The following is a 14,027-nucleotide window of genomic DNA, read 5'->3' as shown; positions in this document are numbered from 1 at the left end:
AAAGTTAGCTTATTATATGCTTCTTTACATTTAATAGATTCGATTATGTATAATGAAAAAACTTATTATTAAGTTTAATAATTGGGAGTATTGGCCTTTTTGGATATTATATATTCCTGTATTTGTAAATTGGATAGTTTCTTCTATTCGATTAAGATCGTTTCTTTACTTTACTACCATAAATCCTCAAATTGAGACAGGAGGTTTTGTGAATGAAAGTAAAATAGATATTCTAAAACAAATTCCTGAGAAGTATATACCCAGATCAATTCTTGTGACAAAGGATATGTCTTTTTCAAAAGTTTTAGAATATATAAAGAACGAAGGAATTATATTTCCTTTAATAGCAAAACCTAATATTGGAGAAAGAGGATACAATGTCCACATCTGCGCTACTAAAGAAGAATTAAAAAAACATCTAAAGAAAAACATTGGTGAATTTATTATTCAGGATTTTGTATCCTATCCTTTGGAAGTTGCAGTTTTATATTATAAATACCCCAATAATAAGAAAGGAGTGATATCTTCTGTCTGTAAAAAAAAGTTCTTGACCGTAACAGGTAACGGTATCGATAATGTGAGAATGTTAATGAAAAGAAACAATAGGGCAATATTACAGGTAGAACGTTTTGAAAAAGAAAAATCTCATTTACTTGAAGAAATTCCTGAAAAAGGAAAATCTGTTGTAATAGAATTTATAGGTAATCATACCAAGGGAACAATGTTTTTGGATGCTAACGATTTGATTGATGAAGATTTGGTAAAGGCATTTGATCAGATATGCAATTCGATTCCTAATCTTAATTATGGAAGGTTTGATATAAAGTGTGCATCTATTGATGATTTAAAAAAGTTACAAAACTTTGCAATTATGGAAATAAATGGAGTATCTGGCGAACCAGCACATATTTATGATCCGAAGCACTCTTTTTTTAATGCAGTAATGACATTATTGGATCACTGGAAAGTATTATTTAGAATATCAAAAAACCAAATTGAAAATGGAGTAAAACCCATGAAAATGATAGAATTTATTAAGTATTTAAAAAGAGTATAGAGCACATAATTATGTGGTATGAAGGCTGGTTTTAAAGTGTTTTTATCGGGATTTCTAATAAGTTTCCTGGGTTCGCTCCCTCCAGGAATATTAAATGTAACTGCTTTTCAAATAGCTGCTTCTCAAGGAGTAAGTAAAGCTTTGGTTTTTGCCTGTGCAGTGGTTTTAATTGAGTTAATAATTGTCCTTCTTATATTAGGAGGAATTAAAAGATTCAAAATTAAAACAAAGAATTACCTGTATTTACTATTGATAGCGGTTATTCTATTATTTTATTTAGCAGTTTCCAAATTCATGGAATTGGGAAAACCTGTTGAGTTAAAAAATGAACATACTTTGTTTTCAACAATAAGATCATCACTGTTTTTAGGAATACTATTAAGCGCTTTAAATTTTATTCAAATTCCATTTTGGATAGGTTGGAGTAACACATTAATTGCCAAAAATATTCTTCAGAATAAATTGATTTCTAAATTACTGTATGGTAGTGCAATAGCAATAGGAACTTTTATGGCCTTAATGATATTTATGTACTCAGGGAGTCATATTTTTCAAAATTATTACCAATATAATTATATAATCACTCTTTTTTTAGGTTTTACATATCTGGGGTTTTCAATCTACATGATATATTTGTTTGGCAAACAATATAATAAGAATACCAAACTTAAATATCACACAAATGAAAATCGTTGACTTATCTAAACCTATCCAATACAACAAACAAGATCCTTGGTTTATGAAGGTGAAAATAAAACATAAACCTCATAAAAAAGCAAAATGGCTGATTAGAATTTTAGGACTGCCTTTTAAACTATTTCCAAAAGATTTTACTGGTTGGGCAGATGATACTATCAAAAAAATGGGAGTGCATGCAACTACACATATAGACGCTCCCTGGCATTATTCTCCTATTTGCAATGGTCAACCAGCCAAAACTATTGATCAAATTCCTTTAGAATGGTGCTATGGAGAAGGCTTGGTAATAGATATGAAACACAAACTTGATTTCGACCCTATAACAGTTGAGGATATTGAAAGTTTTCTAAAAAAAGAAAATTTAGAAGTTAAAGAAGGGATGATCGTTCTTATAAAGACAGGTAGAGATAAATTTAATGGAACAAAAGATTTTCATAAGATAGGAACAGGTATGAGTGCAGCCGCTACAGAATGGCTAATAGATAAAGGGATAAAAGTGATGGGGATTGATTCCTGGGGTTGGGATTTACCTTTGCCATATTTAATAAAAAAAGCTAAAGAAACATCAGATCCAGATTTGTTTTGGGAGGCTCATCTTGTAGGGCAAAATAAAGAATATTGTCATATGGAACAACTTGTTAATTTAGGCGAATTGCCATATAATGGATTTAAAATAGCTGTTTTTCCTTTAAAAATAGTTGGTGCTTCTGCTGCACCGGCTAGAGTAGTTGCACTTTTTGATGAAAAATAATTATATTTTTATATAATGTAAAGCACTTATAATTAGGTTATTGTGTTTTAAAAAGAAAACTGCTCAATCTGTTTTATAGGTTTTTTTAAATTATTTTAATTCAGGGGGTAGGGTAGATAGTATGTAGTGCGTTCTATACATATAAATAAGTATAGCTTCGTGTGACCCTTCAGCAGGTACAATTAGCTATTTTATATAATCTGTATATTAATTAATAACGTGGAGTTTAGGGGATAAAAATTCTACAATTACGGATTATCTCATAAAAAGTGGAAGGATGATATTCTTTCCACTTTTTTTTGTTTATACGATTTTAAGATAAATTTTGGATGATGTTAATTTAATGCGATATGATTTTCGTTAAATATTAATCGTTAGATTTGATATGAGGGTTAAAAATTTGATCAGATGCCAAAATCATTACTATTTATACCTGATATATCAGGGTTTACACAATTTGTTCAAAATACAGAAGTTGAACACAGTCAACATGTGATTTCAGAATTATTAGAAGTTTTGATTAAGGCGAATACACAAAATTTGCGGCTTGCAGAAGTAGAAGGCGATGCTTTGTTTTTTTTTAAGGAAAATGAGATTCCATCTCAGGAAAAACTTTTAGCTCAAATTGAGACAATGTTTACAGCATTCTATAGCCATCTTAAGTTATTAGAAAAAAATCGTGTTTGTCCTTGTAATGCGTGTGCTACAGCTCCAAACCTTCAGTTAAAGATAATAGCACATTGTGGTGAGTTACAGTTTATAACCGTGCAAGAAAAAAGAAAACCTTTTGGAGAATCAGTAATACAGGCTCATAGATTACTTAAAAACTCTATATCTAGTGATAATTATGCATTGCTAAGTGAAGACTTATCACAAATTATAGGGCTTCCAGAAAAATATCAAAGTGTATTGTATGATTTTTCTAAAAGCGGAGATGTTTACGACGAAAAAGAAATTCTATATAGGTATTCTAAAATAGATAATAATAAATTAAAACTTAGGCCTTTCGCAACTCCTGAAAATGTAGTTTTTAATTGTGATCCAAGTGTAGTAGTTGAGAAAGAATTCGATGTATCTGCTACAAAGTTAATGGAGTATATTACAAATTATAGCTACAGACATCTTTGGGCAAAAGGAGTAGATAAGTTAGAATATAATCCAGAAGAAATTACTAGGTTAGGCTCAGAACACGTTTGTGTAATCGATGGAAAACGATTAAACTTTACAACGGTTACGAAAGAGGTAGAGCCTGGTTATTTAATTTATGGAGAACTAACTAAAGATGTGCCAATTGATGCCCTATATCAATTTTTTGTTTTTATCCCAGTTTCACAAAACACCTGTCGTTTGAGAGTAGAATTATATCCAAAAGCAAAATCGATCTTTAACAAAATACTGTTAGCTTTAATTATGAAAAAAAATTTCAGAAAATCGCTAAATAGTTCTTTAGAAGAGTTAAAAACGTACGTAGAAAAGGATAGTGATTAGATTAAATCAAGAATACGTTCTAATTTCATTCCTCTTGAGCCTTTGATGAGTATGACATCTTTTAGAGCATCTGAATTTGAATCCCAGTGATTTTTTAAGTCTTCATAGGATTTATATTTTGTGATACGAGAATCTGAGGTGATAGTTTTTTCAAAATTTTCTCCAATTAAGAAAATAGAATTTACATCGGTAGTACAGATAAGATCTGCAATACTTTGATGTTCAATAGCCGCCTCCTTACCAAGTTCAAACATGTCTCCAAGAAATACACATTTAGAACTATAATCTAACTGTTTAAAATTATCAATAGCCGCTTTCATACTAGAAGGGTTAGCATTATATGCATCTAGAATGATAGTGTTATTATTCTTTTTGATAATCTGCGAGCGATTATTAGAAGGGTTGTAAGATTCTATAGCGTTTTTAATATGATCAGTTTCTATACTAAAGTAATTTCCGATAGAAATTGCTGCCGATATATTAGAAAAGTTATACGTTCCAATCAGGTTACTGTTGATTATAGTTTTATCAAACTCTACAGAAACCATAGGATTTGCTTGAAGCAATTTTATATGCAAATCACTTTTAGAAAACTCAGAAAATGTAAAAGTTTTCATTTCTTTAGAAGCCTTTAAAAGCTTTGGATCATCAGCATTTACAAAAATAAGTTTCTCTTGTTTTTGTAAATGTCGATACAATTCTGTTTTGCCTTTTAATACGCCTTCTAAACCTCCAAAGCCTTCTAAATGGGCTTTTCCTATATTGGTTATATATCCGTAATCAGGAAGAGTAATAGAGCATAAAAAATCTATTTCTTCTAAATGATTAGCTCCCATTTCAACAATTCCGAGCTCGGTATCTGAGTTCATGGATAATAATGTTAAAGGAACTCCAATATGATTATTTAGATTGCCAACGGTAGCAACTGTATTGTATTTGGTAGAAAGAACATTATAGATTAATTCTTTTGTTGTTGTCTTACCATTACTTCCTGTTAATGCAACTATAGGTATTTTTAGATATTGACGATGGTAAGACGCTAATTGCTGTAGCGTTTGTAAAACATTATCTACGAGAATATACTTTTCTGATGTTACATATTTTTTTTCATCAATTATTGCATAAGACGCGCCTTGTTCTAGAGCTTGATTTGCAAAAGTATTTGCATTAAAACGTTCCCCTTTTAATGCAAAAAAAATGGAATTATCTATAATGTTTCTGGTGTCTGTACAAACACCATTGCTATTTAAAAATAATTGATGAATATTGGCAATTGTCATATAACAAAAACGAATTAAAAAGCCCTGCACAAATTGTCAGGGCTTATTTATATAACGAACTTTTAATCTATTATCTTCTTGGAGAACGGTGCTTAGGTGTTTTCTTGTTTTTAGCTTTTTCACCTACGCGAGACATCGCATTTCTAAAACCAATATAGTCTGTAGACATATCTTGAGGGAAGAACCTTCTCTGTGCAGGATCTAACCAATATGCTCTATCTTTCCAGGAACCACCTTTATATACACGTACATTATCATCTACGATTGTAGTTCTGGTACTGGTTTCGTCATATCTTCTATCTAATTTAGTACTATCTTCAGAACTAACAGTTACACTATGGATAGGAGCGTTGTACATTCGTTTACCAGCGTTGTCCTGCTCTTGAAAACCTTCAAAATATCTTGATGAACTCTTATCACCATCGCGGTAATTACGATTATCACTCTCTGTAAAGTTAGTTCTTAAATAAGTTTCATTTTCATCAACCGGGGTTTGTAATATTCCTCCAGGTAATACTCTTGCAACTATCTTACCATTACTTAGTGTATCATAAATAATAGAATCTGTAGTAACAATTTTTACCGTTCCATCAGGGTTAATTGCATTTTTAGTATATACATTTCCTCTGTAGTAGTTGAAATCATTATACTCATCATCTACAATTGGTCTGTAAACATCAGCAACCCATTCGGCTACATTTCCTGCCATATCATATAATCCATAATCATTAGGATCATAAGATGCTACGGGAGCTGTAATATCTGCACCATCGTCACTCCATCCAGCAATACCACCGTAGTCACCGTCACCTTGCTTGAAGTTAGCTAATTGATCTCCACGTGTTCTTCTTTTTCCAGAACGTGTGTATTTACCGCTCCAAGGATATTTTTTTCTACCTCTGTATATGTTATAACTTCTGATTTCAACTAACCCTAAAGCTGCATATTCCCATTCAGCTTCAGTTGGTAGTCTATATTTTGGTAATAACAATCCATCTTTACGCTGGATGTATAAACCTGAAGAGTCATTATCTTTTGCATATCGTTCTGAAGCTTTACCACCGCGGGTTGCTTCATCATTACCACCATAAACTTGAGTAGGGGCATTAAGATATGTTTCTGTGTCAAAAGTACTTTCTGCAGATACATCTTCGAAAGGAGTGTTATCTCCTATTACATTTTCTTCCCAAAGAATTCTTTCGTTTGTACGATTAGTTCTCCAGTTACTAAACTCTACTGCTTGAATCCAATTTACACCTACCACAGGGTACATTTGATAAGCTGGATGACGTAAATAATTATTGGTCATCATCTCATTAAATCCAAGACGATTTCTCCAAACTAAAGTATCTGGAAGTGCACCGTGATATATATTTTTGTATTTAGGTTCTGTTGGAGGGTATACGGCTTTTAGCCAATCTAAATATTCCAGGTACATTACATTGGTAACCTCAGTTTCGTCCATATAGAATGACTGCACATGTTGTTGGGTAGGGGTATTGTTCCAATCGTGCATTACATCATCTTGAACACGTCCCATAGTAAAAGTACCTCCTTCGACAAATACTAAACCTGGTCCTGTTTCTTGTTCTTTGTAATTTGTATTTACCTGAAATCCGCCTTTTTTGGAGTTGTATTTCCAACCAGTGGCTCTGGAACTGCTGCCGTAGTCGTTTTTATTACAACTGAGCAGCAAAGCACTAACGGTAACCGCCATTAGCGACTTAAAAATAAACGCGTTTTTCATAATCTTAAGTTCGTTAAAGTAGAAATTAGGGCTTGCAATATAATAATTAACGTTAAATTTACCCTAATATTTTTTAAATAATATCAAATCGCAAAAAAAATGCCTTTTTGCATCGACTTTGGTTTAACGCAATATTTTTGTATTTATTATTATTTTTGAAGAAAAACTATGATTTAGGGAAACACTAAATTAGTGTTAAACCCGTTTATACGCTATGACAAAGAAATTTACAATCTTATATGCATTACTGATATCAATATTTGTTTCTGCTCAAAAGACACAATCTGTCTCGATAGAATGGAAAAATACTGAAATCAGTACATCAAATTCTACCATAAATGTACCTGGTTTTGATAGCCAGTATTTTGGTTATAATGATGAACAGGGGATTATATATTCATCCCAATGGGAAGAATCCGGATATATTAATACTACGACCGCTAAAGTGGTTAATGTAGTATATAAGGATATATCTAGATCAGAGTTGTTAGGACTTGATCCTAATTTGATACCCGAGAAGTTATCTTATAAAATAGGTTCTGCCCAGGCTAGAAATAAGAGAACTGGATATATTCAATTGTTTCCGATCGTTAAGAATGGTAATTCTTATAGAAAAATAGTTTCTTTTGATATCCAATATCAAACTGGACAAAATAAATCTTTTGCGCAAAGGTTGCCAATATCTAATTCTGTATTAGCAACGGGTGATTGGTATAAGTTTTATGTTGATAAAACAGGAGTTTTTAGAATTACTCCTGATTTTCTTAGCGGTTTAGGAATGGATCTTTCTTCTGTAGACCCTAATACAATTAAAATATATGGTAACGGTGGTCAAATGATGCCTTTGCTTAATCAGGATAATACAGAATTTGACCTTAGAGAAAACGCAATTCAGGTTGTTGGAGGAGAAGATGGAGTGTTCTCAGGAAGTGATTATATCCTTTTTTATGGAGAAGGAACACAGGGGTTTAGTCCAGAAAATGCTACTAATATTAACTTGTACGAAGATAAATCCTATTATTTTGTAACTGCAGGAGGTAATAATGGAAGAAGAATTTCTGGATATACTGAGCCATCTGGAGCAGCAACTAATCAGATCAATTCTTTTACTGATTATCAATTTCATGAATTAGACGAAGAGAGTTTGGTTAAGGTAGGAAGACGATGGTTTGGAGATCGATTTGATATTCAGTCAAGTAAAAGTTTTGATTTTAATTTCCCAAATTTAGTTTTATCAGAACCTGTAGAGATAAGAGTTATTGCAGCGGCAGTTTCAGAGTCTACTTCGAGTATGAATATTACTTTTAGTGGGCAAAATGTAGGAACATTGAATTTTTCTACAATTACTGGTACCAGTTTTGCTTCAGGAAGAGAAATTACACGGTCAATGGATTCGAGTTCAGACCGAATTACAGTTGGCCTTACTTATAATAATAATGGAAACCCTACGGCCACAGGGTATTTAGATTATATAAGTTTAAAAGGACAAAGAACTCTTGCCGGTACAGGTACCCAAATGCCGTTTATCTATGAAACAGCAGCTACTCTGACAGGAATTGGACAGTATAATTTATCTAACGCGTCAAGTGTTTCTCAAATATGGGACGTGACTAATCCAGCTTTAATAACTAGTATTGCTAACAATAATAACTCTACAGTAAGTTTTAAAGCTAATATGGGTGAAATAAGAAAGTACCTAGCTGTAGTGCCAAATGATTATTTTGAACCATTAGTAGATCAAAATGCTACACGAGTAAGTAATCAAGACTTAAAAGGAACAATTTTTCAAAATAACCAAGGTCAGTTTCAGGATATTGATTACCTAATCATTACTAATAATGACCTGGCTGCAGCAGCAAATAGATTGGCAGAGTATCATAGAAATACTAACAATCTAAACACTAAAGTAATTACTATTGACAAAATTTATAATGAATTTGGAAGTGGTAAGCAAGATATCGTGGCAATCAGAAACTTTGTTAAATATGTGTATGATAATGCTTCTACTCCATCAAACCGAGTAAAATACTTGTGTCTTTTTGGTGATGCATCCGTTGATTATAAGGATAGATTACAAGGTAATAATAATGAAGTACCAACTTTTGAAAGTGTTTCAAGTTTTTCATTGGTGAGTTCATTTGCGACAGATGATTTTTATGGTTCAATGGATCCTGAAGAAGGTCAAATGTTGGGTAGTGACCAGCTTGACATTGCGGTTGGTAGGGTTTTGGCAGATACCCCTCAATTAGCAGATGCAATGGTGACCAAAATTATAGATTATGGTAGCCAACAATCTTATGGAAGATGGAGAAATACTGTTTTGCTGATTTCTGATGATGTAGATGCAGATTGGGAAGAAACTATACAACGCAATTTGAATGAATTGGGAGATGATCTTAATGCCAGAAAACCATTTTTTAACTTATCAAAGATTTATGCTGATGCTTTTCAGCAAGAATCATCTGCTTCAGGAAGTCGTTATCCTAGAGTTAATGAAGCGATTTCAAATGCTGTTGAGACAGGAGCAATTGCTATAGATTACTTTGGTCACGGAGGAGAAGATGGTTTGGCTAAAGAATTTATTTTTAACCAATCTGACGCCAGAAACCTGGCTAATACAAATAGGTATCCTTTTATCATAACAGTAACGTGTGAATTTACAAAGTTTGATAATCCACTTAGGCCAACCGCTGGAGAATTGACTTATTGGAATACTAATGGAGGAGCCATTGGACTTATAAGTACTACTAGAGATGTAATAGTTACGTTTGGTATTTCTGTTAATGATAGACTTTCTGGATTTTTATTTCCAGACGGATCTGATTACCCTACAGTTGCAGAAGCTGTAAGGTTAATGAAGAATACGTATGTAGGTACTCAAAGAAGAGTAGTGTTCTTTTTTGGAGATCCTGCTATGAAAATGGCAATTCCAAAACCAAATATTAGACTTACGCATGTTAATGATGTGCCCATTACTCAAACAGTTGATGTTTTAAAAGCATTGAGTAGAGTAAAAATATCTGGTGAGGTAGTAGACGCTTCTGGAAATTTGATTAATGATTATAATGGAGTGTTGGCAACGACAATATATGATAAGGAGATCGATCGGTCTACTCTTGCAAATGATGGTACTAGAAATAATGCAGGTGAATTAATAGTCCTTGATTTTAAGACACTTGGAGAGATAATTTTTAGAGGTCAGGCTTCTGTAACTAATGGAGCGTTTAGTTTTGAATTTATCGTTCCCAGAGATATAGCAATTCCCGAAGGTAACGGAAGGATTAGTTTTTATGCATCCAGAAATGGAGTTTTAGAAGATCAATCCGGAGCAGATCAGACTATTAGAATAGGAGGTCTTAATGAAAATGCTCCTGAAGATAATACAGGACCACAGATACAATTGTTTATGAATGATGAAAGCTTTGTATCGGGCGGGGTTACTAATGACTCTCCTATATTAATAGCTAAACTTGAGGATGAAAACGGTATTAATACCGCAAGTGGTATTGGTCATGATATCTCAGCAATACTTGATGGAGACGAAGCAAATCCATTTATTCTTAATGATTTCTATGAAACAGAGATTGACGATTTTACCAGAGGTACAGTAAATTTTAAGTTTAGAGATTTAGAACCAGGATTACATACACTTACTTTTAAAGGATGGGATGTTTATAACAATTCTTCAACTCAGGAAATACAGTTTGAAGTTACAGATGCCGCCGGATTTACTTTAAACAATGTGCTTAATTATCCAAATCCTTTTGTGAGTCAAACAGAATTTTGGTTTGAGCATAGTAGCTCTGCTAATGATGTCCTGGAGGTACAGGTGCAGGTATTTACTGTTTCTGGAAAAGTTGTGTGGACAGATAATCAAACATTATCAGGAAGAACTAGTTATAGAGAAGATATTCAATGGGATGGAAGAGATGATTTTGGCGATAAACTAGGAAAAGGGGTATATGTATATAAGATTTCGGTAAAATCCACGTTAACCAATCAGCGGGTTGAAAAATTTGAAAAGCTCGTTATATTATAAAACACAAAAGTAACTATTCACTAAATAACTATATATTTGTCAAAATCAATTTTCACGATATGAGAAGAAACATAATACTTGGCCTTGCGTTTTTAACACTATTGAATTTTAAAATGTGGGCTCAGGATAATAGGGCTATTACTACTGCTACACCTTTCTTATTAATTGCCGCCGATGCTCGAGCAGCTGGTTTGGCTGATCAAGGAGTCGCAACATCAGCAGATGCATTTTCACAACAATGGAATCCAGCAAAATATGCTTTTATAGAGCATAAACAAGGTTTTGCGGTAAACTATACACCGTATCTAAGTAATTTGGTTAATGATATATTCTTAGGAAACCTTAACTATTATAATCGTATTAATGATAGAAGTGCTGTTGCTGCAAGTTTCAGATACTTTAGTTTAGGAGAAATAGAATTCAGACAAGGCCCTAATGATGAACCTAATGTTCAAAAGCCTAATGAATTCACCCTGGATTTATCATATTCATTGCGTTTGAGTGATCGTTTTTCGATGGCGGTTGCAGGACGTTATTTACGATCTGATTTAAGGTTGCAAGGATTGGGAGATGATGCAAGTGCTGCAGGAAGTTTTGGGGTAGATATTGCAGGTTTTTATCAGAGTGAAGAAATAGCATATGGAGATTTTAATGGTAGATGGAGAGCAGGGTTTAATATTTCTAATATAGGTCCTAAGATTAAGTATGATGATGCAGGTCAGGAAAATTTTATTCCTACTAACTTCAAAATAGGTGCAGGATTTGATTTTATCCTAGATGCAGATAATAGAATCACACCATCTATTGAGTTTAATAAATTATTAGTTCCTAGTCCACAGGATTTTAATGGAGATGGAATAGTTACAGAATTGGATAGAGATGAATATCAGGATATCAGTTCTTTTGGAGCTATCTTTTCTTCTTGGGGAGATGCAGATGGAGGTTTTAGCGAAGAGCTGAAAGAATTCACTTGGGGTCTTGGAGCAGAGTATATGTATCGTGATGTATTCGCTTTTAGAGGAGGATACTTTAATGAGAGTGAAGAAAAAGGTGCTCGTAAATTTGTTTCTTTAGGAGCAGGATTTAAATATACTGTTGTTAATATAGATGTCTCATATCTGTTCTCAACATCGGCAGTAAGAAGTCCGCTTGAAGGAACACTTCGTTTTGGTCTTTCCTTTAACTTTGGAGATGAATATGACGAACGTTAATAATTAACGGTTTTCAAAAAAAATAAAAAGAAGTATCAAATCTTATGTTTGATACTTTTTTTGTTTATCGTACATTGTGAGGCCTTATATCATTTGGTCGACAAATGGTATTCTTCTCAAATTCAAAGTAGAATGAAAGAAATAGAGATAAAATCTACCCTACAGATATATGATTCATTAGAAGAATTGCCTGAAGATATTCAGAAATTGATGATGCAATCTTTTACAATTAGAGATAAAGCCTATGCTCCATATTCAGAATTTTTAGTTGGTGCAGCTTTGCTGTTGGAAAACGGAGAAGTTGTTTTGGGTAATAATCAGGAGAATGCTTGTTTTCCTTCAGGATTATGTGCTGAAAGAACAGCTATTTATTATGCTGGAGCTAATTTTCCTGGAGTTGCTATAAAAAAAATGGCGCTTTCTGCTAAATCTTTAAAATACCAGCTCATTACACCAACACCTCCTTGTGGTGCCTGCAGACAATCAATTGCAGAGTATGAACAGAATCAAAAAGAGCCGATAGAGATATTTTTTACAGGAGAAACAGGAAAAGTGGTAAGGTCTTCATCGTTAAGTAATTTGTTGCCACTTATTTTTGATAATTCCTATTTATAACGTTTTCGTTGATTTTTATGCAAAAACTCCTTTCCCCTTAATTTCGAATATGTTATTTTTGTTTTTCGCTCTAAAAAAAAATAGAGGAAATTTAAAATAATTGTCAGTTTTATAACTGTTTAGTAGCACAGTCGTAGATGAAGAAAATAACAAAGGAAGTTTACCTGAATTGGTACGAAGAAATGCTTTTCTGGAGAAAGTTTGAAGATAAACTAGCCCAGGTATATATTCAACAAAAAGTAAGAGGTTTTTTACATTTATATAATGGTCAGGAAGCCATCTTGGCAGGAGCATTACATGCAATGGATCTTACCAAAGATAGAATGATCACAGCCTATCGTAACCATGTACAGCCTATTGGTATGGGAGTAGATCCCAAAAGAGTAATGGCAGAGTTATATGGTAAAGGTACCGGAACCTCACAAGGAATGGGAGGATCAATGCATATTTTCTCTAAAGAACATCGTTTTTATGGAGGACATGGTATTGTAGGTGGTCAGATACCACTAGGAGCTGGTTTAGCATTTGCAGATAAATACCATAAGAGAGAAGCTGTTACTTTAACATTTATGGGTGATGGTGCTACACGCCAGGGATCATTACATGAATCATTTAATTTAGCAATGTTATGGAACCTTCCGGTTGTATTTTGTGTAGAGAATAATGGATATGCAATGGGAACATCTGTAGAAAGAACTGCTAATCATACTGATATATGGAAATTAGGGTTAGGGTATGAAATGCCTTGTGGACCTGTCGATGCAATGAATCCTATAAAAGTTGCTGAAGCATTAGATGAAGCAATTACAAGAGCAAGAACAGGAGGAGGACCAACATTTCTTGAATTAAAGACCTACAGATATAGAGGGCACTCCATGAGTGATGCTCAGAAATATAGAACGAAAGAAGAAGTAGCAGAATATCAAAAAATAGATCCAATTACTCAGGTTTTGGATATTATTAAAGAAAAAGAATATGCTACGGATGAAGAAATAGCTGAAATTGATAAAAGAGTAAAGAGCAGAGTAGCAGAATGTCAAAAATTTGCGGAGGAATCACCGTTCCCTGAAAAGAACTTGATGTATGATGTTGTTTACGAACAAGAAGATTACCCATTTTTATCACACAAACCACAATAGA

At 33.2% G+C, this 14,027-nt stretch carries 10 protein-coding genes; 8 read left to right on the top strand and 2 right to left on the bottom strand.

What is annotated here, in order from left to right; genetic code table 11:
* Positions 1-52 precede the first annotated feature (52 nt).
* From U0D62_RS02885 to U0D62_RS02870, 4 genes are all read left to right on the top strand, one after another.
* Positions 53-1,057: an ATP-grasp domain-containing protein gene (locus tag U0D62_RS02885; RefSeq protein WP_322193791.1), complete on the top strand. Its 1,005-nt coding sequence runs from the start codon at positions 53-55 to the stop codon at positions 1,055-1,057.
* An 18-nt stretch (positions 1,058-1,075) separates the two neighbouring features.
* Positions 1,076-1,753: a LysE family transporter gene (locus U0D62_RS02880; protein ID WP_322193790.1), complete on the top strand. Its 678-nt coding sequence runs from the start codon at positions 1,076-1,078 to the stop codon at positions 1,751-1,753.
* Positions 1,740-2,507 (top strand): cyclase family protein, encoded by a 768-nt coding sequence (locus U0D62_RS02875; RefSeq protein ID WP_322193789.1) that lies wholly within the window; start codon positions 1,740-1,742, stop codon positions 2,505-2,507. The genes U0D62_RS02880 and U0D62_RS02875 overlap by 14 nt, the downstream gene beginning before the upstream one ends.
* Before the next feature lie 408 nt (positions 2,508-2,915).
* A complete protein-coding gene (locus tag U0D62_RS02870) occupies positions 2,916-3,995 on the top strand; it encodes a DUF2652 domain-containing protein (RefSeq protein ID WP_322193788.1) in 1,080 nt (359 codons plus the stop codon).
* Here the strand turns inward: U0D62_RS02870 and U0D62_RS02865 are convergent.
* Both U0D62_RS02865 and gldJ read right to left on the bottom strand, forming a co-directional pair.
* Positions 3,992-5,275 (bottom strand): UDP-N-acetylmuramoyl-tripeptide--D-alanyl-D-alanine ligase, encoded by a 1,284-nt coding sequence (locus U0D62_RS02865; RefSeq protein ID WP_322193787.1) that lies wholly within the window; start codon positions 5,273-5,275, stop codon positions 3,992-3,994. The genes U0D62_RS02870 and U0D62_RS02865 overlap by 4 nt on opposite strands.
* A 70-nt stretch (positions 5,276-5,345) precedes the next feature.
* A complete protein-coding gene (gene gldJ, locus U0D62_RS02860) occupies positions 5,346-7,022 on the bottom strand; it encodes a gliding motility lipoprotein GldJ (RefSeq protein WP_322193786.1) in 1,677 nt (558 codons plus the stop codon).
* A gap of 214 nt (positions 7,023-7,236) precedes the next feature.
* Here gldJ and porU point away from each other — a divergent pair, with 214 nt between their 5' ends.
* The 4 genes from porU (at position 7,237) to pdhA (ending at position 14,026) form a co-directional block, all read left to right on the top strand.
* Positions 7,237-11,061, top strand: a complete 3,825-nt coding sequence (gene porU / locus U0D62_RS02855; protein ID WP_322193785.1) for a type IX secretion system sortase PorU — start codon at positions 7,237-7,239, stop codon at positions 11,059-11,061.
* 59 nt (positions 11,062-11,120) lie between these two features.
* Positions 11,121-12,272 (top strand): type IX secretion system outer membrane channel protein PorV, encoded by a 1,152-nt coding sequence (porV, locus tag U0D62_RS02850; protein WP_322193784.1) that lies wholly within the window; start codon positions 11,121-11,123, stop codon positions 12,270-12,272.
* 132 nt (positions 12,273-12,404) lie between these two features.
* Positions 12,405-12,887: a cytidine deaminase gene (locus tag U0D62_RS02845; protein WP_322193783.1), complete on the top strand. Its 483-nt coding sequence runs from the start codon at positions 12,405-12,407 to the stop codon at positions 12,885-12,887.
* Positions 12,888-13,024: 137 nt separating this feature from the next.
* Positions 13,025-14,026 carry a pyruvate dehydrogenase (acetyl-transferring) E1 component subunit alpha gene (gene pdhA, locus U0D62_RS02840; protein WP_322193782.1) on the top strand — a complete coding sequence of 334 codons (1,002 nt, stop codon included), beginning with the start codon at positions 13,025-13,027 and terminating at the stop codon, positions 14,024-14,026.
* Position 14,027 lies beyond the last annotated feature (1 nt).

This window comes from Aquimarina callyspongiae, assembly GCF_034322225.1.
Taxonomy (GTDB): Bacteria; Bacteroidota; Bacteroidia; order Flavobacteriales; family Flavobacteriaceae; genus Aquimarina.
The sequence above is the reverse complement of the archived record's forward strand: the minus strand, read 5'-3'. Positions and strand labels throughout refer to the sequence as shown.